Annotated in this window: 17 protein-coding genes; 11 read left to right on the forward strand and 6 right to left on the reverse strand. The window is 67.7% G+C overall.

The genetic code is table 11. The annotated features are described in order from the left end of the window. Window positions 1–92: 92 nt before the first annotated feature. Complete coding sequence (locus CAL26_RS19285) at window positions 93–1,595, reverse strand: ABC transporter substrate-binding protein (RefSeq protein WP_094848375.1); 1,503 nt, start codon at window positions 1,593–1,595, stop codon at window positions 93–95. Between the two features lie 108 nt (window positions 1,596–1,703). After that, window positions 1,704–2,687 (reverse strand): LysR family transcriptional regulator, encoded by a 984-nt coding sequence (locus tag CAL26_RS19290; RefSeq protein ID WP_179283395.1) that lies wholly within the window; start codon window positions 2,685–2,687, stop codon window positions 1,704–1,706. Window positions 2,688–2,905: 218 nt separating this feature from the next. On the opposite strand from CAL26_RS19290, the gene CAL26_RS19295 reads away from it, so the two are divergent. The 4 genes from CAL26_RS19295 to CAL26_RS19310 all read left to right on the forward strand — a co-directional run bounded on the left by CAL26_RS19295 (window position 2,906) and on the right by CAL26_RS19310 (window position 8,709). Then, entirely contained in the window at window positions 2,906–3,985 is a 1,080-nt protein-coding gene (locus CAL26_RS19295; RefSeq protein WP_094849976.1) for an Ldh family oxidoreductase, read from the forward strand. Window positions 3,986–4,116: 131 nt separating this feature from the next. Then, window positions 4,117–5,268 (forward strand): PQQ-dependent sugar dehydrogenase, encoded by a 1,152-nt coding sequence (locus tag CAL26_RS19300; protein ID WP_094848377.1) that lies wholly within the window; start codon window positions 4,117–4,119, stop codon window positions 5,266–5,268. 45 nt (window positions 5,269–5,313) lie between these two features. Next, complete coding sequence (locus tag CAL26_RS28480) at window positions 5,314–5,811, forward strand: winged helix-turn-helix transcriptional regulator (protein WP_218831562.1); 498 nt, start codon at window positions 5,314–5,316, stop codon at window positions 5,809–5,811. A 114-nt stretch (window positions 5,812–5,925) separates the two neighbouring features. After that, window positions 5,926–8,709: a mechanosensitive ion channel domain-containing protein gene (locus CAL26_RS19310; protein WP_094849977.1), complete on the forward strand. Its 2,784-nt coding sequence runs from the start codon at window positions 5,926–5,928 to the stop codon at window positions 8,707–8,709. 22 nt (window positions 8,710–8,731) lie between these two features. On the opposite strand, the gene CAL26_RS19315 is transcribed toward CAL26_RS19310, so the two are convergent. The 3 genes from CAL26_RS19315 to CAL26_RS19325 form a co-directional block, all read right to left on the reverse strand. Continuing rightward, on the reverse strand, window positions 8,732–9,355 hold the full coding sequence (locus CAL26_RS19315; RefSeq protein ID WP_094848378.1) for an FMN-binding negative transcriptional regulator: 624 nt from the start codon (window positions 9,353–9,355) through the stop codon (window positions 8,732–8,734). 51 nt (window positions 9,356–9,406) lie between these two features. Beyond that, window positions 9,407–10,927: an aldehyde dehydrogenase family protein gene (locus CAL26_RS19320; RefSeq protein ID WP_094848379.1), complete on the reverse strand. Its 1,521-nt coding sequence runs from the start codon at window positions 10,925–10,927 to the stop codon at window positions 9,407–9,409. Between the two features lie 292 nt (window positions 10,928–11,219). Then, the gene (locus CAL26_RS19325) at window positions 11,220–11,585 is read right to left on the reverse strand and encodes a response regulator (protein WP_179283396.1); all 366 of its coding nucleotides are present in this window, start codon (window positions 11,583–11,585) and stop codon (window positions 11,220–11,222) included. Between the two features lie 346 nt (window positions 11,586–11,931). Between CAL26_RS19325 and CAL26_RS19330 the strand changes: the two genes are divergently transcribed. Next, window positions 11,932–12,456 (forward strand): DUF2946 family protein, encoded by a 525-nt coding sequence (locus CAL26_RS19330; protein ID WP_143277456.1) that lies wholly within the window; start codon window positions 11,932–11,934, stop codon window positions 12,454–12,456. A gap of 72 nt (window positions 12,457–12,528) precedes the next feature. Next, the gene (locus tag CAL26_RS19335) at window positions 12,529–14,016 is read left to right on the forward strand and encodes a PepSY-associated TM helix domain-containing protein (protein WP_094848382.1); all 1,488 of its coding nucleotides are present in this window, start codon (window positions 12,529–12,531) and stop codon (window positions 14,014–14,016) included. Here the strand turns inward: CAL26_RS19335 and CAL26_RS19340 are convergent. Then, window positions 13,925–14,893 carry a LysR family transcriptional regulator gene (locus CAL26_RS19340; RefSeq protein ID WP_094848383.1) on the reverse strand — a complete coding sequence of 323 codons (969 nt, stop codon included), beginning with the start codon at window positions 14,891–14,893 and terminating at the stop codon, window positions 13,925–13,927. The genes CAL26_RS19335 and CAL26_RS19340 overlap by 92 nt on opposite strands. 201 nt (window positions 14,894–15,094) lie before the next feature. On the opposite strand from CAL26_RS19340, the gene CAL26_RS19345 reads away from it, so the two are divergent. The 5 genes from CAL26_RS19345 to CAL26_RS19365 all read left to right on the forward strand — a co-directional run bounded on the left by CAL26_RS19345 (window position 15,095) and on the right by CAL26_RS19365 (window position 22,419). Then, window positions 15,095–16,150, forward strand: a complete 1,056-nt coding sequence (locus tag CAL26_RS19345; protein ID WP_094848384.1) for an NAD(P)-dependent alcohol dehydrogenase — start codon at window positions 15,095–15,097, stop codon at window positions 16,148–16,150. A 55-nt stretch (window positions 16,151–16,205) separates the two neighbouring features. Continuing rightward, entirely contained in the window at window positions 16,206–16,901 is a 696-nt protein-coding gene (locus CAL26_RS19350; RefSeq protein WP_094848385.1) for a thiopurine S-methyltransferase, read from the forward strand. A gap of 159 nt (window positions 16,902–17,060) precedes the next feature. Continuing rightward, window positions 17,061–17,609, forward strand: coding sequence for a gluconokinase (locus tag CAL26_RS19355; RefSeq protein WP_094848386.1), 549 nt, complete (start codon window positions 17,061–17,063; stop codon window positions 17,607–17,609). Continuing rightward, window positions 17,606–19,018: a GntT/GntP/DsdX family permease gene (locus CAL26_RS19360; protein WP_094848387.1), complete on the forward strand. Its 1,413-nt coding sequence runs from the start codon at window positions 17,606–17,608 to the stop codon at window positions 19,016–19,018. The genes CAL26_RS19355 and CAL26_RS19360 overlap by 4 nt, the downstream gene beginning before the upstream one ends. Window positions 19,019–19,242: 224 nt before the next feature. Then, the gene (locus CAL26_RS19365) at window positions 19,243–22,419 is read left to right on the forward strand and encodes an EAL domain-containing protein (protein WP_094848388.1); all 3,177 of its coding nucleotides are present in this window, start codon (window positions 19,243–19,245) and stop codon (window positions 22,417–22,419) included. The last annotated feature ends 2 nt before the right edge of the window (window positions 22,420–22,421 follow it).

A 22,421-nucleotide genomic window follows, 5' to 3' on the forward strand; every position in this document is an offset into this window, starting at 1 on the left:
GCGGCGCGGCCGTACACGTTACAGGGGCGGCGATCGCCGTGGCGATCACCGACAGGGTGGAAACGGCGCTGCCAGGGAGCAGCGCCGCCGGATCACTTCGCGGCCATGGTCACGCCCTTGAGGCGGATCAGGCCATCCGGATAGGCCACGAAACCCTGGATCTTCTTCTGCACGCCGAAGGTCCAGGGCAGGTAGAACAGGTAGACGATGGGATCCTCGGCATGCATGATGTCCATCACCTTGCCGTACAGCGCCTTGCGCTTGGCCTCGTCCGGCTCGGCACGCGCGTGGTTCAGCAGCTTGTCCGCCTCGGGGTTGCTGAACTTGCCGTCGTTCAGGCTGCCCTTGGTGTGCATGTACTGGTAGATATTGCCGCTGGGATCGACACGGCCCGACCAGCCGCTCTGCCCGGCCTCGAAATCGCCGCGCGCCAGGGCGGATTGCAGGGCGGCGAATTCCACCGGACGCAGGGAGATATCGAAACCGGCTTCGGCGCCCATGGCCTGGATCAGCTCATAGACCTGCTGCATCGTGGTGTTGTTGCCGAAGGTGATCTCCAGCTTGACGCGATCGAAGCCGGCTTCCTTCAGCAGGGCCTTGGCCTTCTTGGGGTCGCGGCCGCTGCGTTCCAGGCGCTTGTCATAGGCGAAGCTGGCCGGCGGGAAAGGCTGGTAGGCGGGCTGGAACATGCCCTCGCCCACCACCTGGTTGATGGCGTCGCGATCGATGGCCAGGTCCAGCGCCTGCCGCACGCGCTTGTCCTTGGCGAACGGGGTGTTGGCGCGGGCGCCGTTGGCCAGGTTGAAGGAGAACGACTGATAGCCCAGCCCGGTCACCGGCGCCAGGCGCAGGTTGGGGTCGTCCTTGACCGCCTTGGCGTCCGAGGGCGCGACGCGCTCGATGATGTTCAGGTCCCCGGCGCGCAGGTTGTTCACGCGCACGGTGGTGTCGGGAATGGGCGTGAAGACGACGCGGTCGAAGTGATAGTCGGCGGCATCCCAGTACTGCGGAAACTTTTCCAGCACGATGCGATCGTTCTGTACCCGTTCCTTGAACTTGTAGGGACCGGAGCAGACCGGCTTGCTGCCCGGATCCTTGTCGAAGGACGCGGGCGAGATCATCATCCCGGCGCGATCCGACAGCTGCGACAGCAGCGAAGCGTCAGGCTCGGTGAGGTGCAGGACGACGGTTTCGGCATCCGGGGCGTCCACGCTGGCCAGCGTGACGAGTTCGCTCTTGCGATTGCTGTCCGGCAGCGTGCGGGCGCGGTCCAGGTTGGCCTTGACGGACGCGGCGTCGATGGGCGCGCCATCGTGATAGACGGCGCCCTTGCGCAGTTTCATCGTCAAGGTCTTGCCATCGGCGCTGGTGGACCAGGACGTGGCCAGCTGCGGGACGATCTTCAGGTCGGGCGTGATGTCGACCAGCTTGTCGCACAGCGACGCGAAAACGATACGGCCGACGAAGGTGCGGGCGCGCGCCGGGTCGAGCACATCGGGATCGTCCTGCAGGCCGATACGCAGGGTGGATTGCGCCATCGCGGCGCTGCTGGCGAGCAGACCGGCCAGCGTCATGGCCAGGCAGAGTTTACGCATGAGACTTCTCCAGATCGCGATCCAGCCGCGCGCCGCGTCCGGGCCGCCGACAGATCAAAGCCGGCATTGTATCCAAGCTTGATATATTAAGGCCGTCGGTTCAACGCTTTATTTAACGCTTTGTTTGCGCGTCGCCGGCGAGCGGCGGCGCGAGGCGCCCTCGGGTTGGCCACGCTCGACGCGCGGACCGTCGGAAAAGCTGAACACCCCTTTCGCGACCAGTTCGGCGCACTCGGCCTTGACGATTTCGGTGAACAGGGCGATGCCCGGATTGGCCCCGCCGTCGCGGCGCACCGCCAGCATGAGCAGGCGGTTGAGCTGCACGCCGCTGACTTCCGATAGCGCCACGGTGCGCGCCTCGCGCTGGCGGCTGTACACGGACACCGGCATGACCGTGGCCCAGCGGCCCTGCATGACGAGTTCGCTGATGGATTCCACCGAATCGATCTCTGCATGGACGTTCAGGCGCCCGCCGACGACGCCCAGCTGGCGTTCGACCAGGTTGCGGTGGAAGCGGGTCATCAGCAGCGGGATGTCGGCCAGCTCGGCGACCGTGACCGTGGCCGGATAGCGGCGCGGCGCGGCGGTGATCAAGGCGAAAGGCTCGCTATAGAGATGGTGCAGGGCGAAATCGCGCGAGCCGTCCGGGTTGGTCAGGAAGGCCACGTCGACCAGGCCGCGCTCCAGCCAGTCCGACAGAATCGGCGTGAAGGACTCCCTCAGGGCGATGCGGAAGCCCCCGAGGGCGCTGTCGCAGCGTTCGAACAAACCCGGCAGCAACACCCGGCCCAGGGTCGGCGAGGCGCCCACCGTGATGGTGGACTGCCCCATCTGGGCGCGGGCGGTCAGTTGCGTCTTGACCTGTTCGGCCTCGGCCAGGATGCGGCGCGCCGCCTCGCACAGGGCGGCGCCTTCCTGCGTGAGCAGCGCGCCACGGGCGCTGCGCCGCAGGAGCGCCACGCCCAGCTCGCTTTCCAGTTCCCGCACGTGGCGGCTGAGCGCAGGTTGGGCGATCCGGACCAGGGCTGCCGCGGCGGTGAAACTGCCCGTGTCGGCGATGGCGACGAAATAGCGCAGGGCTTTCAGGTTCATGCGGTGTTCACGGTGATTTCGGCAAGTGGCCCCTCGGCCGGCGCCTGGCCCGGTCGCGGCCGCCGGCGCAAGGACGACGGGGACCGGCCTCGTCCTTAGTCTAGAACAGTTTGTTATAGCCGGACAGGAAAACGGCATTGGCCGCCCAAGGAACGTCTACATATACTTCAAATCCCCAGTTCAAAGTGATATGGCAGGACGCCGTTCCTGTACTTTCGATGCCCCAAGAAACCACCGCCGCCGCGACCACCACCCGGGTGCCAGCAACCGAACTCCAGGACTTCATCGCCCGCACCCTCGCCGCGGTGGGCATGCCCGAAGCCGACGCCCGCGTGGTGGGCCGCATCATGGCCGAAGCCGACGCGCGCGGCGCCGATGCCCACGGGATCTTCCGCCTGCCACCCTACGTCAAGCGCATCCGCGCCGGCGGCATGAATATGCGCCCCGACATCCGCGTCGTTAAGGAGCGCGCCGGCTCGGCGCTGCTGGACGGCGACAACGGCATCGGCCACCTGATCATGAAGAAAGCCGCCGACCTGGCGGTGCAGAAGGCGCGCAACACCGGCGTCGCCTGGGTTGGCGCCCGCATGAGCAATCACGCCGGCCCCGCCGGGATCTATGCCCGCATGCCGCTGGAGCATGGAATGGTCGGCATCTATATGGCCGTGGGCAGCGCCAACCATATGCCGCCCTGGGGCGGCACGGAGATGCTGCTTTCCACCAACCCCATCGCCATCGCGGTGCCCGGCCATACCCGGCCGCCCATCGTGCTGGACATGGCCACGACCAATGCGGCATATGGCAAGGTCAAGGCCAAGGCGCAGCGGGGCGAGATGATGCCCGAAGGCTGGATGGTGGGACGCGACGGCAAGCCGCTGCTCGATCCCAAGCGTTCCAGCGAAGGGTTCCTGCTGCCGATCGGCGGCGCCAAGGGCTACGGCCTGGCCATGATGTTCGGCCTGCTGGCCGGCACGCTGAACGGCGCGGCCTTCGGCAAGGACGTCGTCGATTTCAACCAGGACTACGCTTCGACCACCAATACGGGCCACACCGTGATCGCGCTGGACGTGGAAGCATTCATGCCGCTGCGCGAATTCGAGGAACAGGTCGACGACATCTGGGCCCAGATGAAATCGTCGCCGATGTTGCCCGGCTGGGACGAGATCCGCCTGCCGGGCGAACAATCGCACCGGACCTACGAAGAGCGCATGGCCAACGGCGTGCCCATACACGCCGAACTGCGCGCGGCGCTGGACGCGCTGGCGCAGAGCGTGAACGTGGCGCCGCTGGGCGCATGAACAACGGTCCGGGCCACGCAGGCCCGGACCGGACCGCCCCCAGGGGCGTACGATGAAGCGCGAATGGAGACGTGGGCCGCGACGCTGAAAGACATCTGATTCAGGCGGTTGACTCAAGCAGGAGGTGACGCATGCAGTTCGCTCGCATCAGCCTTGCCGGCGTATTGGCGGCCGCCGCGATGTTCTGCGCGGCGCTCGCGCTGCCGGCGGCGGCGGAGACCAACGCGGGCCAGATCAGGCCGAGCGCCGATAAACCCTTCGTCGCCACACCGGTCGCCACCTTCGACGAACCCTGGGCGATCGCCTTCCTGCCCGACGGGCGCATGCTGATCACGGAAAAGCGCGGCCGGATGTTCGTGGTCGACGCGCGCGGGCGCAAGACCGCCATATCGGGCGTGCCCAAGGTGGCCTACGGGGGCCAGAACGGCCTGCTGGACGTCGTGCCGGCGCCGGACCATGCCGCCAGCCGCGCCATCTATTTCACCTATCTGGAACCGGGCCCTGGCGGCAGCGGCCTGGCCCTGGCGCGCGCCACGCTGGACGAAAGCGGCGGCGCGGCGGCGCTGCGGAATCTGTCGGTGATCTGGCGCCAGGCGCCCAGAGGCTCGGGCGGACAACCCGGCGGCATCATCGCTTTCGCGCCGGACGGCAAGCATCTTTTCCTGACGTCGGGCGACCGCATGCGGCCCGATACGGCGCAGGACCCCGACCTGGCCCTGGGCAAGGTATTGCGGCTGAACCTGGACGGCGGCACGCCGCCTGACAATCCCTGGGCATCGGCGGGCGGCGTGCGCGCACAGACCTGGACGACCGGCCACCGCAATCCCTACGGCCTGGCCTTCGCGCCGGACGGCCGGTTGTGGATGAACGAGATGGGCCCGATGGGCGGCGACGAGCTGAATCTGATCGTCGCCGGCCGCAACTACGGCTGGCCCATCGTCTCCAACGGCGACAACTACAACGGCACGCCGATCCCTCGCCATGCGACCCGGCCGGAATTCGAACCGCCAGTGATCTATTGGACGCCCGTCATCGCGCCGGCGGGGCTGGCCTTCTACGAAGGATCGATGTTTCCCGAATGGCGCGGGTCGGCATTCATCGGCGGCCTGCGGGCGCGCGCCCTGGCGCGCATCGTGTTCGACGGCAAGGGCGGCGCGCGCGAGGCGGACCTGTGGGATATGGGCCAGCGCATACGCGACGTCGCCATGGCGCCGGACGGCGCGCTCTGGGTGATCGAGGACGGTCCCGAAGGCCGCCTGCTGCGGCTGACACCCAAGCGGTAAACCGCGCGATGTGGACAAAGCGCGACGCACACAAAGGAGAAATCGATGAAAAGAAAGTCTCTGCATGCCTCGCCTTGCGCGATCGCCAGGACGCTGGACTGCATCGGTGACTGGTGGACATTGCTTATCCTGCGCGATGCCTTCAAGGGCATCGGACGCTTCAACGCCATCCAGAAAAGCCTGGGGATACCGCGCAATATCCTGACGGCCCGGCTGCGCATGCTGGTGGACCGCGGCATCCTGGCGGTGGGACCGGCAACGGATGGCAGCGTCTACCAGGAATATGTCATGACCGAACGCGGGCAGGATCTGGTCCCCGTGCTGCTGGCCCTGCGCGATTGGGGCGAGCGACACGCCTGTACGCTGGACGACGCCGCGGTGCCGGATGCCGCTGTCCCGGTTGCCACCGTGAGAAGCGCTACTGTAAGAGGTGCTACCGTGAGAGGTGCTACCGTGAGAGGTGCTACCGTGAGAGGTGCTACCGTGAGAGGTGCTACCGTGACGGGGGCCACCGTGGCAGGGGCCGCTGTAACGGCGCCGTAACGCGCACCGGCGCGGCGGGCGCCGCGCACGCATCCCAGGTATGGGGCTTGCGCCCCGGTTTGGTTTTTGACTCCGGCGCCGGCAGTGCCGCGGCGCCCGCTTCCTGGTATGCGCATGAGAGCACTCTTCAAGGCTGGCCTGATCTGCGCCGCTTTTTCCCTGTTCATCAATAGCGCCGCCGTCGCGCAGACCGCCGCAACGGCGTTTCCTCCCAGCCTGCATTCCACGCCGGCAGCCGCCGCCCCGGCGGCGTCCCACGATGCGCAGACCGCCAATGCCGTGAACGCGGCGGCGTCGCGGCAGGGAATTACGCCAGACGACGCCAGGCGCACCATCGACATCCTGCGGGACGATGTGCGCCGGTCCGAGCTGATCAAGGTGTTGAGCACCATCGCGGTCGCCACGCCGACCGCAGCCGGATCCGCGCCCGCGCCGGGCACGGGTGGCACGGCGGCGGCAGCCACGGCATCCGATGCGGCGGCCGCCCCCGCGGGCAGCCCGCCGCCGGCCGAGGACAAGGCCGACACCATCGTGCCGCTGCAAAGCGGTGGATTGACGGCGCGCATGTTGCGCAGCCTGGATGCCTGGATGGACGGCTTCGCCACGCAGATGAGCGAGGCCGCGCAGGCCGTACAGGAAATCCCGCTGCTGATCGCGAATTCGCGCGCATTGAGCACCGACGCCGGCCAACGCCTGCTCGGCTTGCTGGCGCTGGCCCTGCTCGCGGCCTTCGCGGTAGGGCTGCTGCTCGAATGGGGACTGCACGCAGCCCTGCGCCGTCCCCGCAAGGCCTTGCAGGAACACGCCGACAGGCTCGCCGAACGGCTCGCCGACCGGCTCGCCATGCGCCACGCCGCCGAGGCACGCGCACACCCACCGCGCGAGCAGAAGGAAGAAGCCGCACTGGCGGGTGCCCCGCCCGATGCGGCACAGGCCGGGCTGGCGCCGCCATCCGACGACGTCGCCATCATCCAGACGCATCGCGACGGCGTGGACCATGTGGAAACCGTGCGGGTAGGCAAGCAGAACGCCGCCGGCGCCACCCCGGCCCCCGCCGCGCACGGCGACGCAACCGCGCCGTCGGGCCAGGAGCCGCGCGACACTTCGTGGGAACAGCGCTCCCATCATCACTGGCGCACCCTGAGCAACCTGCCCTACGCCATCGGTGCGTTGATCCTGGAGATCCTGCCGATTGCGCTGTTCTTCATCGCCGCCAGCCTGACCCTGCGCTACATTACCGCGGATCATCTGCGGGTGCGCGAAGCGGTCACCGGATTCATCCAGGCCTACGTGGCGCTGCGACTGACCATGGCGGTGGTGCGGCTGCTGGTCTCGCCGGCCGGACAGGGACTGCGGCTCCTGAACGTGAGCCCCGCGACGGCCCGCCTGCTGTTGGTCTCGGTCCGCTGGATTGCCGGCCTGGCGCTGTTCGGCATGGCCATCGCGGACACCCTCCCCCTGCTGGGCGCAGCGCCGGCGCTGCGCATGGCCTTTCTCAAGGCAGTGTCGCTGATCGTCCACCTGAGCGCCGTCGTCCTGATCCTGAGACTGCGGCGCCCGATACGTCACGCCTTGCGCGCGGCGCCGCACGCCACCGGGCCCCTGGCGGTCGCCCGCAACTGGCTGGCCGACGCGTGGGCGGTCATCGCCATCGTGGTGGTCATGGGCGTCTGGGTGATCTGGGCCATGGGCGTGCAGGACGGCTTTCCCAAGCTGATCCATTTCATCCTGATGTCGGCCGTGGTGCTGGTGGCCGCCCGTCTGCTGGCCATCCTGATCCTGGGCAGCCTGGGCCGGCTTTTTTCCACCGGCAGCCAGGGCGACCACAGCGGCGACGGCACGCAGCGCGCGGGCGTCACGCGCCTGGCGGAACGCTACTATCCGTGGACGCGCGGCCTGGTGTCGGTGGTCCTGATCCTGTGCACCGTCGTCGCCCTGTTCGAGGCCTGGGGCCTGGACGCGCTGAGCTGGTTCGCCAGCGGAACGCTGGGACGCAGCCTGGCGTCGGCGGCGTCGACCATCGTCGTCGCCATCATCATCGCCATCCTGATCTGGGAGGCCGCGCAGTACGCGGTCGAGCGCCGCCTGGCCCGCTGGACGCGGCGCGGCGACGCCGTGCGCGCCGCGCGTCTGCGCACGCTGCTGCCCATGCTGCGCACGGCGCTGTTCATCGTCGTGGCCTTGATCGTGGGGCTGACCGCGCTGAACCAGATCGGCATCAATACGACGCCGCTGCTGGCCGGCGCCAGCATCATCGGCGTGGCGGTGGGCTTCGGCTCGCAAAAGCTGGTGCAGGACTTCATCACCGGCATATTCCTGCTGATGGAAAACGCCATGCGGGTGGGCGACTGGGTCACCGTGGCGGGCGTATCGGGCAGCGTCGAATACCTGTCGATACGCACGGTGCGCCTGCGCGGCGGCGATGGGGCGCTGTACATCGTGCCGTTCAGCTCGGTATCGACGGTCAGCAATACCAATCGCGGCATCGGCAACGCGGCGGTGCGCATCAGCGTCGCCTACGACACCGATATCGATCTTGTGGTGCGTGAACTCAAGCAGATCGGCGCATCGCTGCGCGAGGACCCCAACTTCAAGGACCAGATCCTGAACGACATCGAGGTCTGGGGCGTGGACTCGGTGGACGGCTCGATGGTGACCCTGGCCGGACAGATGCGTTGCAGCGACAAGGGCCGCTGGGGCGTGCAGCGGGAAATCAACCGGCGCATCCTGGAGCGCTTCCGCGAATTGGGCATCGAGATTGCCAACCCGCGCGCCAGCCTGCTGCTGCCCGCCGATGCGTCGCCCCTGACCGTGCCGGCCGGTGCGCAAGCCCAACCCGTGCAAGACGACGCCCGGCCGGGCGATGGCGCTGGCCAGACCGCCAGGCCGAAAACCTGATGCCTGGCCCCGGCGAGCCGGCTCAGTCCGGCATCGCCCGCGCGGCGGCGCGATCCCCGGCGTCGTCGCTCGCCGCCAGGCCGGCCGCGACGCCGGCCCGGTCTTCCGGAACACGGTTCTGGCTCATTTTGCGCTTGGCGTCGATACGGGTGATGGGTAGCCGCACGCCGACGATCCCGCGCAGCATGGCGGCGATGTAATCCGCCGGCGCATCCGATACCGCCCACGGCGTTGCGCGCCCCGACTCATGATGTTCCGTCAGGCCGGAGACCACGCGCAGCAGACGTTCGGCGTCGTCGAAGAATTCGACCGGGCCGTACGCGTGCACGGCGATGTAGTTCCAGGTGGGCACGACCTTGCCGTCGCGCTGCTTGCCGGGATACCACGACGGGGTGACGTAGGCGTCCGGCCCCATGAAAATCGCCAATGCCTCGCCGGCCACGGGCGTGCGCCAGTGCGGATTGGCGCGAGCCACATGGCCGTACAGCACGCCCTGCTCGCCTTCGTCCGCCGCCAGCAGCATGGGCAGCGGCGTGGCCGTCAGGCCGTCCGGCCCGCCGGTCACCAGTTGCACCAGACGCGCTTCCCGCATGACGCGATGGATGGCGGGCAGGTCTTCTTCGCGAAAGGCGGGCGGTACGTACATGGCGGTCTCCCCTGGGATGCGCCATTATGCATCCGCCCGCGCGGCCGCCGCTTACGACAACCGGGTCGTGATGGCCTTGGTCTCCAGGTAGTTGTTCAACACCGCCTGGCCCATTTCGCGCCCCCAGCCGGACTGCTTGTAGCCGCCGAACGGCAAGGCGGCGTCGAACACGTGGTAGCAGTTGATCCACACCGTACCGGCGCGCAAGCGGTTGGCGATGCGCATGGCGCGGCCTTCGCTACCCGACCAGACGCCGGCCGCCAGGCCGTACACCGTGTTGTTGGCCTGCGCGATCAGGGCATCGTCGACTTCGTCGAAGGGCGTCGCCACCAGCACCGGGCCGAAGATCTCTTCCTGCACGACCTTCATGTCCGGCTTGGTGTCCACCAGGATGGTCGGTTCGACGAAGTATCCGCCGCCACCCAGCCCCTTGCCGCCGCAGACCGCGCGGGCGCCCTGGGTCTTGCCCGATTCCAGATAGCCCGTCACGCGCTCGTACTGCACCTGCGACACCAGCGGTCCCATCTGGGTGCTTTCGAGCAGGCCGTGACCCAGCGTGATCTTGCCGGCCTGTTCGGCGATGCCCTCCACCACCTTGTCGAAGATATTGCGCTGTACGTAGAGGCGCGAGCCGGCATTGCAGCACTGCCCGTGGTTGAAGAAGATGGCCGCGGCCGCGCCGGGAATGGCGATGTCCAGGTCCGCGTCGCCCAGCACGATATTGGGCGACTTGCCGCCCAGTTCCAGGCTGACCTTCTTCAGGTCGCGCGAAGCAGCCTGCACGATCAGCTTGCCCACTTCCGTGGACCCGGTGAAGGCGACTTTGTCGACGCCGGGATGGGCCGCCAGCGCCGCGCCCGCGGTCTCGCCGAAGCCCGCGACGATATTGACGACGCCCGGCGGCAATTCCGCTTCCAGCAGCAGCTCGCCCAGGCGCAGCGCGGACAGCGGCGTTTCTTCCGCGATCTTCAATACCACGGTGCAACCCGTGGCCAGGGCCGGCGCCAGCTTCCACGCCGCCATCAGCAGCGGGAAATTCCAGGGGATGATCTGCCCGACCACGCCGATGGGCTCCGGGCGCGTCATCGATACGAACTCCATGCCGGGAGCCGCCAGGGCCGAAATGGGTATGGTCTTGCCTTCGATCTTGGTCGCCCAGCCGGACATGTAGTGGAACATGTCGGCCGACAGCACGACGTCGGCGACGCGGGCGACCGACTTGGGCTTGCCGTTGTCGACGGCTTCGAGTTCCGCCAGTTCGTCGGCATGCTGCAGGATCAGATCGCCGATGCGATGGATCATCCGGCCGCGCGCCGACGCGGTCATGCGCGACCACGGGCCGCTTTCGAAAGCGCGGCGCGCGGCGTGCACCGCCGCGTCGACGTCGGCCTTGTCGCCTTCGGCGACCCGGGCGATGACTTCGCCGGTGGCCGGGTCATGCACCTGGAAGGTCTTGCCGGAACTGGCCTGCACCCATTTCCCGTCGATCAGCATGGGCCGCGGCTGCGACAACCACTTCTCCAGGTCCGGAGATAGGGCGGGACGGGTCTTCAAGTCTGCTGGACTGTTCATCATGGTCTCCTGGATGAGATCCCGGCGGGACCCCGTTGCGCGCTGCTGCGCGGGCCCGTACCGGCGTGGCGATCGGGCCTCTCGTCTCTTATGCATAACGGGTATAACGCCCGAAGGGGCGCGCGCACAATCCCGCCCCCTTTATGCGTGCGGGGGACGACAGGCAGATATGGGAAAGGAAGGTCCGATGCCGAAAGGAGCCGCTACGGGAGGCACCATCCCCATGCGGCCTGGCCCGGAAGCGGGCCGCCGCGCACCACCTTCGGGCATGGCGCCCTGGATGGACGATGCCCTAGATGGACGTGCCAAGCACCCGGTCCACCGTATCGACCATGAGTGTCAGGTCGAAGGGCTTGGCAATAAAGGCGGAATACTGCGGGCAGGCCTTGACGATGGACTCTTCCGGCAAGCCGCTCATGACGATGACCGGGACTTCTTCCAGATAGGCGTTGTCGCGCATGGCAGTCAGCAGCGACGCGCCGCCCATGCCCGGCATCATCACGTCGGATACCACCAGGTCCGGCTGTACTTCCAGCATCCTGGTCAATGCCGTCAAACCGTCGTTCTCGACGTACACCGTGTGGCCGGCGCCGCTGAGCGCATCGTGCACTACCCTGGCGAGCGATGCCTCGTCGTCCACCACCATGATTTTTGCCATATCCACTACTCCGTGCGCGCCATGCGCGTCCGCCATTCCTGCTGTCCGCCCCGCGCGGATCGATGCTCGACCATAGGACTACGCACGCAAGCATCGTGCCTGGGAGCTTCGTCGCGGCGGGTCTTCGCGGTGGATTCCCGCGACTGGGCGCGTAAGATACAGGAAATCCCCATGCCCGGACCCTGCACCTCGATCGGGCCGTCATCCTTCGCGCGATTTTCGTGACTTGCGTGATATTCGGCGCGTTCGCGGCTTTCGGGAAGCGTTGGTTGATCTGGTTGCATTTGCCGGCCCTGCCCTGGGGTGCGGCGGCGGGGGCGGCGCGGCGATTGCTAGAATGCGTCTCATGCCCCACCTCACCCGGATGCGACGCGTCGATTCCGGCACACGCCTGATGCTGTGCCTGCTTCTGCTCGCGGTCAGCCTCCGGGCCATGATCCCGGTGGGCTATATGCCCGACACCGCCGCATTGCGGCACGGCGTGGTGCGCATCAGCCTGTGCACGTCCACCGGCGCCGTATCGGTCCTGCAGTTGATCACTGGCGCGCATGCGAACGACCCGCATGACCACGGCCAGCCTGATGCCGGCCTGGCGCCCCGCGGCGACGCCGGCGCGGGCCACGCGCACATGGCCATGCCGGGCATGGCGCACGGGGGGCATGACCACGATTCCGACTCGGACCACATGGCCGGGGCCGAATGCCCGTTCTGGGCCTCCGCCCACCTGGCCGCGGATCTGCCTACGCTGGCGCTGACGCCTTTCCTGGTGGCCGTCCGCGACGAAGCCGTGCGCTTCGTCGCGCCGGCCGAGCTCCCGCCCCTGCCGCCCGCCGGCCCGCCGCTGGGCTCGCGCGCACCGCCCCTGGCCTGACGATACCCACGTCCACCGCAGTCCGCGCACGCGCGGGACTGCGCTCGTCTGTCCAAAGCACAGGTGCATCCCATGCCAGATACCTCTTATCGCGGCGCGCCCGCGCGCGCCGGCGTCGCCCGCACGGCCGCCGGCACCGCATTGATGGCGCTCATCACGCGCTTGCATTTCTACGTCGGCCTGTTCGTCGGCCCCTTCATCCTGGTCGCCGCGGTGACCGGCACGCTGTTCGTACTCACCCCGCAGCTGGAAGACCGCCTGTACGCGGACCAGTTGTACAGCGACGCGACCGGCCCCGCCCATACGCTGACCGAGCAGATCGCCGCGGCACGCGCGGTGACCGGTCCGCAAGCCAGGCTGGCCGCCATCCGGCCCGCCCCCACGCCGGGCACCACCACGCGCGTCATGTTCGCCCAGCCGGGGCTGCAGGATTCGGAACATCGCGCGATATTCATCGACCCGGTCACGCTGGCCGTCAAGGGTGACTTGAACGTCTACGGCACCAGCGGCACCCTGCCCTTGCGCACCACGCTGGATACCTTGCATCGCAACCTGATGCTGGGCGACCTGGGCCGCAACTACAGCGAGCTGGCGGCTTCCTGGCTCTGGTTCGCCGCGCTGGGCGGGATCCTGCTGTGGGCCTACGGCAGCCGCCGCAATGCGGCGCTCGCGGCCGCGCGGTCCGGCGCGGCGGGCGGCCGGCCGCGCCTGAGGCGCTGGCACAGCGTGATCGGGCTGTGGATCGCCATCGGCCTGTTCTTCCTGTCGGCGACGGGGCTGACATGGTCGCGCTGGGCCGGCGGCAATATCAACGTGGTGCGGCAGGAATTGGGCTGGTTCACCCCCGGGTTGGCCACCAGCCTGAAGCCGGGTGCCGCGGCCCCGGCGGGCGGCGAACACGCCGAGCATATGGCGGATATGGCGAATATGCAGTCCGTGGGACACATGGAGCACGGCGGCGCCGCCATGGCCATGGCGGCGCCCGCGCGGACCGATGACGAAACGCAGTTCGACCGCGTGGTGGCCGCCGCGCGCGCGGCCGGCATCGACGCCAACGGCATCGAAGTCCGTCCGCCGCGCAAGCCCGACCAGGCCTGGACGGTACGCGAAGTCGACCGTTCCTGGCCCACGCAGGTGGACGCCGTCGCCATCGACGGCCGCGACATGTCAGTCGTCAGCCGCGCGGATTTCGCCACCTTTCCGCTGGTGGCCAAGCTGATCCGCTGGGGCATAGACATGCATATGGGCATCCTGTTCGGCTGGGCCAATCAGTTGCTGATGGCCGCCTCCGGCATCGCCCTCAGCGCCATGGTCGTGCTGGGTTATGCGATGTGGTGGCGGCGCCGGCCCGCGCCGGGATCTCCCGTGCTGACGGTCACGCAGGCCTGGACCCGCCTGCCGGGATGGCAACGCGGCGTCGCCGTGCTGCTGGCGGCGGCGCTGGGATGGAGCCTGCCGCTGATGGGCCTCAGCCTGCTGGCCTTCCTGGTGGTCGATCTGCTGCGCTGGCGCCTGGCCACGGCGCCGCCGTCGGCCGCGCGTCGCGCTCTACGTCCTTGATGACGTCGACGAAAGCGCGCAGGCCCGCCGGCACCAGCCGGTGGCTGGGGTAGTACAGGTAATGGCCGTCGAAGGGCGGCGTCCAGTCGTCCAGCAGGGTCACGAGCTGGCCACTGTCGATGGCCGGCCTGGCCGTGTCCTCCCAGACGAAAGCCACGCCCAGGCCCTTGATCGCGGCCGACACCATCAGATCCATGCTGTCCAGGGTGATGGGACCGTCCGCGTCGAATTTCAGCTCCTGGCCGTGGCGCTTGAACTCCCAGCGGTACATCTTGCCGCTGGGCAGCCGGAAGCGGATGCACGGGTGCCGGGCCAATTCATCCGGCGTGCGCGGCGTGCCGGCGCGCCGCAGATAGCCAGGCGCGGCCACGCACACCAGCCGGCCATCGCCGCCGAACGGCACCGCCACCATGTCGCGCGGCAACGACTCCCCCAGCCGCACGCCCGCGTCGAAACCTTCGGCGACGATATCCACCAGCCGCCCTTCGACCACCAGGTCGACGTGTATGCCCGGATGGCGCTGCAGGAAGGTGGGAACGATGCGCTCCATCAAGAGGCGCGCCGCCGGCTCGGCGGCGTTGATCCGCACGCTGCCGGTGGGCTGCTCGCTCAAGGTGCCGACGTCGGTCAAGGCCTGGTCCAGTTCGACCAGGATGGGCGACAGATTGCGGAAGAAGCGCGCGCCCGCCTCGGTCGGCGCCACGCTGCGCGTGGTGCGGTGGAAGAGACGCAGCCCCAGCCGCTGCTCCAAGGCGCGCATCATGTGGCTGAGGGTCGAGGCGGACATGCCCAGTTCGTCGGCGGCGGCTCGAAAACTGGCGTGGCGCACGATCGCCGCGAAGGCGGTCAGTTCGGTCAGGGTGGGACGTTGATTCATGGGGTTTCGCCAGTAGGCCATTCCAATTCTAGGCCATAGACCCACTAATCGGCGCTGCCTATACTCCGCTCCGACGCGTCGCCGAGGCGTTGCCCGATCCACGATCCGGGAGCTGGCGGCGCCGAGCTGTCCCTCTCTCACGTCCGCGCGCAACCGGTCCCGATCGGCCCGCGCGGACGCGCACCACTCGAAGGAATCACCATGCAAACCACCAAGGCCTATGGCGCGCAGTCGGCCACGACCCCACTCGCCCCGTTGACGATCGAACGCCGCGAACCCGGCCCCAACGACGTCGCCATCCAGGTCATGTATTGCGGGGTCTGCCACTCCGATCTGCACACCGTGCGCGGCGAATGGGAAGGCATCCGCTTCCCGTCGGTGCCCGGCCACGAAATCGTCGGCCGCATCAGCGCCGTCGGCAAGGACGTCTCGCGCTTCAAGCTGGGCGACATCGTGGGCGTGGGCTGCATCGTCGACAGCTGCCGCACCTGCCCCTCCTGCCGCGACGGGCTGCAGCAGTATTGCGAAGGCCCGCACGGATTCCAGGGCACCTACAACGGCTGGCTGGACGGCAGCGGCGAAAACACCTACGGCGGCTACTCCGCCAGCGTGGTGGTCGACGAATACTTCGTCCTGAAGATCCGGCATGGCGAAGCCGACCTGGCCGCCGCCGCGCCGCTGCTGTGCGCCGGCATCACCACCTGGTCGCCGCTGCGCCATTGGAAGACCGGGCCAGGCAAGAAAGTGGGTGTGGTCGGCGTCGGCGGCCTGGGCCATATGGGCATCAAGCTGGCGCATGCGCTGGGCGCGCACGTCGTCGCCTTCACCACCTCGCCGTCCAAGGTCGAGGAAGCCCGCAAGCTGGGCGCCGACGAAGTCGTGGTCTCGCGCGACGCCGACGCCATGGCGAAGCATGCACGCAGCTTCGACTTCATCCTGAACACCGTGGCCGCTTCGCATGACCTGGACGCCTTCATGGCCCTGCTCAAGCGCGATGGCGCCATGACGCTGGTGGGCATACCGGCGACGCCGCATCCTTCGCCCAACGTCGGCAACCTGATCATGGGCCGCCGCTCGCTGGCCGGTTCCTTGATCGGCGGCATTCCGGAAACCCAGGAAATGCTGGACTTCTGCGCCGAGCATGGCATCACGTCCGACGTCGAAATGATCGATATGCAGGATATCGAGGACGCCTACGCCCGCATGCTGAAGAGCGACGTCAAGTACCGCTTCGTCATCGACATGGCGACGATCTGACGAACCACGCGGCCTGTCCTTACAATCGCGGGATCGCATGAAAGGAGCAGGCCGCATGGAACCGGAATTCTGGCTGGAGCGCTGGCGCGAAGGCCGCACGCATTTCCATCAAACCCGCATCTCGCCGCCGCTCGAACGTTTCTGGCCCACGCTGGAGTTCGCGCGGAGCAGCCGCGTCCTGGTGCCGTTGTGCGGCAAATCGCTGGACATGCTGTGGCTCGCGGAGCGCGGCCTGCACGTGCTGGGCGTCGAGCTGTCGCCGCTGGCCGTGCAGCAATTCTTCGATGAGCATGGCTTGACGCCGCGCGTGCGTCGATCCTCGCTGGGCGAGCATTACAGCGTCGACTACGGCGCCAGCGATGACACGCGCCACGGCCCCGGCCACATCGAAATCATCCGCGGCGATATTTTCGATCTCGACGCGGATACCCTGCGCGCCTGCACCGGCGTCTTCGATCGGGCCGCCCTGGTCGCGCTCCCGCGCGACATGCGCGAGCCCTACGTGCGCCACGTCTACAGCCAGCTTGCCGACGACTACCAGGGCCTGCTCGTCACGCTGGACTATCCGCAGGCGGAAATGGATGGCCCGCCGTTCTGCGTCGACGACGCGGAAGTCCAGGCCTTGTACGCCGGCCATTCGGTGGCGGAACTGATCTATCGGCGCGACATCCTGGCGCTCGAACCGAAATTCCAGAAAGCCGGCGTCAGCCGGCTCGACGCGCTGGCGTATCGCCTGCGGCGGCGGCGCTGAAACCGTCGCGCCTGCCCTGTGCGAACACGCGGCCGCACGCGGGCTCGCCGCTTGCTCGGCTCGCCTGTTCATCCACAGATGAGCTAACCTTTATGGAACCCGCCCAACTGACCACAAGCTGAAGGCGGGATACACCAACATGCTAGGGAGGGTAGAGGCATGGCCAATTCCATCGACAAACCGGTGGTCCTGGTGCTGATGGGCGTATCGGGCTGCGGCAAGACCACCGTGGCCGCCATTCTGTCGGGCCGTCTGGATTGGCCTTTCGAAGAAGGCGACGCCCTGCACCCCCAATCCAATATCGACAAGATGCATGCGGGCCACCCGCTGACCGACGAAGACCGCGCGCCCTGGCTGGAAAAAGTCGCGCAGTGGGTCGAAGCGCGCCTGGATGCCGGTGAAAACGGACTGATTACCTGCTCGGCGCTGAAGCGTCCTTATCGCGACATCATCAACCGGCGCGGCCACGGCGTGGAGTTCGTGTACCTGGCCGGGTCCAAGGAGACCATCGCGGCCCGCCTCGCCGCCCGCCACGGCCACTTCATGCCCCCCACCCTGCTGGACAGCCAGTTCGACGCCCTGCAGGAACCCACGGCCGACGAACCCGCCGTCCGCGTGGACATCGGACCGGCGCCCTCGGCCATCGCCAACACCATCATCCAGACGCTGGGCCTGAATACGACAACAGAAAAAAAGGAAAACCCATGAGCCCGTCCACCGTGTTGACGTCCCACGACACCCAGGTCCTGATCGTTGCCGCGATCGGCATCGTGCTGCTGGTCGTGTTGATCGTCTGGCTGAAGCTGCATGCCTTCATCGCGCTCACCATAGGCGCGCTGTTCGTGGGCGTCGGTTCGGGCATCCCGCTGGAAAAGGTCACGGCATCGTACGAAGCGGGCGTAGGCGGCGTGCTGGGCTACGTCGGCGTATTGATCGCGCTGGGCGCCATGCTGGGCAAGCTGCTGGCCGATTCCGGCGGCGCCGACCAGGTCGTGGAGCGCATCCTGCGTGGCCGCCCCGCCGCCTTGCCATGGAAAATGGCGCTGGTCGCCAGCATCATCGGCATACCCATGTTTTTCGAGATCGGGCTGGTGCTGCTGATTCCGGTCGTCATGCTGGCCGTCCATAAATCGAAAGGGCCCGCCATGCGGCTGGGCATCCCCGCGCTGGCCGGCCTGTCGGTGCTGCACGGGTTCATTCCGCCGCATCCCGGCCCGCTGGCCGCCATCGCGATCCTGCACGCGGACGTCGGCGTGACCCTGGCGCTGGGCCTGCTGATCGCCATCCCCACGGTCGCCGTCGGCGGCCCGCTGTTCGGCATGCTGGCCGCGCGCATGGTCCCCATCGGCGCCGCCGGCGCGGGCCTGGCCGTGACCGGCTCCGACCGCGACACCGCGGCGTCGGCCGACGATCGCGCCGGTGCGGATGACGCCGATGTCAAAGCCGCCCGCGCGCCCTCCTTCGCCGTCACGCTGATCACCCTGCTTTCGCCCATCGTGCTGATGCTGGTCAAGGCCGGCGCGGACATCTGGATGGACAAGAACGCGCCGGCACGCCATGTCCTGGACTTCATCGGCGACCCGGTATTCGCCCTGCTGGTCGCGGTCCTGCTGGCGATGGTGACCTTCGGCACATCGGTCGGCTTCAACATTTCGGTGCTCGGCAAGAAGATCGCCGCGAGCCTGCTCCCGGTGGTGGGCGTCATGCTCATCGTCGGCGCCGGCGGCGGTTTCAAGCAGGCCCTGGTGGACGGCGGCACTGGCGCGGCCATCGCCAAGATCGCCCTGGCCACGGGACTGTCGACATTGGTGCTGGGCTGGATCGTCGCGGTGTTCATCCGCCTGGCCACGGGTTCGGCCACCGTCGCCACCGTAACCGCCGCCGGCATCGTCGCGCCGCTGGCCGGCAACCTGCCGCCCAATCATCTGTCCCTGGTCGTATTGGCGATCGGCGCCGGTTCGCTGTTCTTCTCGCACGTCAACGACGCCGGGTTCTGGCTGGTCAAGGAGTATTTCGGCCTGACCGTGGGCCAGACCATCAAGACCTGGTCCGTCATGGAAACCATCCTGGCGGTCATGGGCCTGATCCTGACATATGGCCTTTCGCTGGTGATGTAGACTTCGAAAGGCCGCGGGCTGCACCGACATAGTGCAGCCCGCGCCGGCCACTGTCTGAATCGCACGACAGGGCCTACGCGCGGCTATCCCCCTTTGCCGCACTGCGTTATAACTAGCCTCATAAGATTTCAAAACGTACAAACCCTTGCCCCGCGGGGCGAGCGGCGGCGCGACACCGCGCCCAACATGGGGAACGCGGCCCGGCGCCGCGCTTTTGGCCAAGGATGAAGCGTCATATCTTTTTTCGCCTGCTGGCGCGGCTCAAGGTCGGCCGCAAGCTGTTGCTGATCTATCTGCTCGATCTGAGCGCCGTCGTCTTTATCAGCGGCATCCTGATACACGAGAAGTACCTGTCCATCGATTTCTCCAACAAGGAGATCCTGGGCAGCGCCTATGTGGCGACGGTGCGCGATGCATTGATCGACGTCTCGCTGACGAGCACGGGACACGGCGTCCCGATGGAAAACCTGACGCGGACCGCCGACGCACTGGCCGACGCGCAGGACCGCTACGGCGCGCGCATGGAAAGCGCCCGCCTCAACGAAAATTTGCGCCTGGCGCTCATCGGCCTGAACCCCGCTCCGCAGCCCGGCCAGCCGGCCATCGACCGCGCGGTGGATGCCAGCCGCGCCCTGATCACGCGGATCGGCAACCAGTCCAACCTGATCCTGGACCCGGATCTGGACAGCTATTACGCGATGTCGCTGTCCATCCTGCGCTATCCCGCGCTGCTGGATGCGCTGCATGGCATAGGCAAGCTGCTGGCCGGCGGCGACCCGACGATCCGTTCGCGCGACGACGCGCGCGCCCGCTACCTGCTGTTGGAAGGCCAATTGGACGCGGTGCTGCAAGGCCTGCGTTCCGACTTCTCCGAAGGCCGGGCGGCCAATCGCGACCTTGGACGCGAGATCGGCGCCGGCATGGACAACCTGCTGGAGTCGATCGACGCCTACCGGCTGGCCGCGCGCGCCGCGCTGGACGGCGGCGACGTCGCCCTGGCCCGCAATTCGCAGCGCGATGTCGTCACCGCCGTGCGGGACGTGTGGCTCACCACGGGCGTCTACCTGGATGCCCTGCTGCATGCGCGCGTGCGCGCCTTGTACTCGCGCATGTGGCTGCACCTGGGTACGGCGCTGTTCCTGTTGTTCTGCATCCTGGGCATGGTGTATTTCGTGGCCCAGCAGATCTCCCGCCCGCTACGCCATCTGGCGCGGGTGATGGACCGCGTCAGGCGCACCGGCGACCACACGCAGCGCGCGTCGTGGGACAGCCAGGACGAGATCGGCCAGCTGGTGCGTGGCTTCAACGAAATGCTGGGCCAGTTGGACCGCGAGCGCGACGTCCAGAAAGAGCTGGCCGCCACCGCCCGCGCCGCCGCCGCCCAGCAATCGCTGGTGGAAGCGACGCCGGTCCCGATGATGGTCACGGCGGTGCCGGGACACGAAGTGCTGCATGCCAATCAGCCCGCGCTGGCCTGGCTGGGCGGACGCACGGTGGACCCGTGGATGCACGGCATGGAATCGGCCGTGCGCGCCCGCTTTTTCCAGCAGTTGTCCGACCATGATGCCGTCGATGAATTCGAGGTCCTGTGGAAGGCCGGCGCCGAACCCACCTGGGCCATGCTGTCGGCGCGGCGGTTGCAATTCCAGGGCCGCGATGCCGTCCTGACGGCGTTCACGCCGATCAACCAGATCAAGCTGATGGAGCAGCGCCTGGAGCTCTGGGCCAAGGTCTTCGAGGCGTCGTCCGAAGCCATCCTGATCCTGGACGCCAACCGCACCCTGCTCAGCGCCAACGCGTCCTTCTACCGATCGACCGGCTTTTCCACCCCCGACGTGGTCGGCAAGACGCCGGACTTCATCGTCGCCGACAATGCCAGCGAGCCTCTGTTGAAGGACCTGGCGGCCAACCTGGAGCGCGCCAGCACCTGGAGCGGCGAAGCACAGGTGCGGCGCCGCCAGGGCGGCGACTTTCCCGCCTGGCTGATGGTGAACGCCGTGCGCGACAAGGGCGCCGTCGTATCGCACTACATCTGCACCGTCATCGACATCACCGACCGCAAGAAAAGCGAGGCGCGCATCCGCTTCCTGGCGGAGCATGACGTGCTGACGCAACTGCCCAATCGCGCCCTCTTCACCAAGGAACTCGGGCGCGCGCTGGACGATGGCCCGCGCACCGAGCGGCGTTGCGCGGTGCTGTTCATCGACCTGGACCGGTTCAAGGACATCAACGATTCGCTGGGCCACCACATCGGCGACGGCCTGCTGAAATCCGTATCGCGCCGCCTGCTGCAGGCCGTGCGCGGGCGCGATACCGTGAGCCGCCTGGGCGGCGACGAATTCACCATCATATTGGCCGACGTCGGCACGCGCGCCGACGTCGAACAGCTGATTTCCGATCGCCTGATCCCGCTGGTGCGCGAGCCGCACGAGATCGGCGGCGTGACCTTGCAGGTCTCCTGCAGCGTGGGCGTGGCGATGTACCCGGACGACGGCACCGACATCGACACCCTGATGCAGAACGCCGACGCCGCCATGTACCAGGCCAAGGCAGGCGGCCGCAACCAGTTCAAGTTTTTCACGCCCGACATGGCCGAACGCGCGCGCATGCGGCTGGCGATCGAGGCCGGCCTGCGCACGGCGGTCGAGCATCGCGAGCTTTCGCTGGTGTTCCAGCCCTGCATCGACGCCACGACCGGCGCCACCGTGGGCGCGGAAGCGCTGCTGCGCTGGACCAATCCGCAACTGGGCAGCGTGCCGCCCGCGCGCTTCATTCCCATCGCCGAGGAAACCCGCCTGATCGTTCCCATCGGGACCTGGGTCATCCAGGAAACCTGCCGGCATCTGGCGGCCTGGCGCGACCAGGGCATGGGCAACCTGCGCATTTCCATCAATCTGTCCGCGATCCAGTTGCGCGAACCGGAATTGCTGGAGACCTTGCGCGCCAGCCTGGCCGAACACGAGATCTCCGGCGAATGGCTGGAACTGGAGATCACCGAAACCGTGCTGATGGGCCAGGCCGAAAGCTACCTGGACGCCATCCATGCCCTGCGTGCCCTGGGCGTGCGCCTGTCGCTGGACGATTTCGGCACCGGCTATTCCAGCCTGAGCTATCTGAACCGCTTCCCGCTGGACCGCCTGAAGATCGACAAGACGTTCGTGCGCGACATGATCGATGCGCCGGCGGACATCGCCGTGGTCAAGGCCATCATCGAGCTGGGCCACGAACTGGGCTTGCGCGTGGTCGCCGAAGGCGTGGAAAGCGAACAGGAAGCGACGACGCTGCGCCGCATCGGCTGCGACCAGTTGCAAGGCTATCTGTACGGACGCCCGATGCCCGCCGCGCAGCTGCCCGTCTGGATCGCGGCGCGCGAACGCGAGCCGGCGTGGGCCGCGGCGTAGGA

The organism is Bordetella genomosp. 9, from assembly GCF_002261425.1.
GTDB lineage: Bacteria > Pseudomonadota > Gammaproteobacteria > Burkholderiales > Burkholderiaceae_B > Bordetella_C.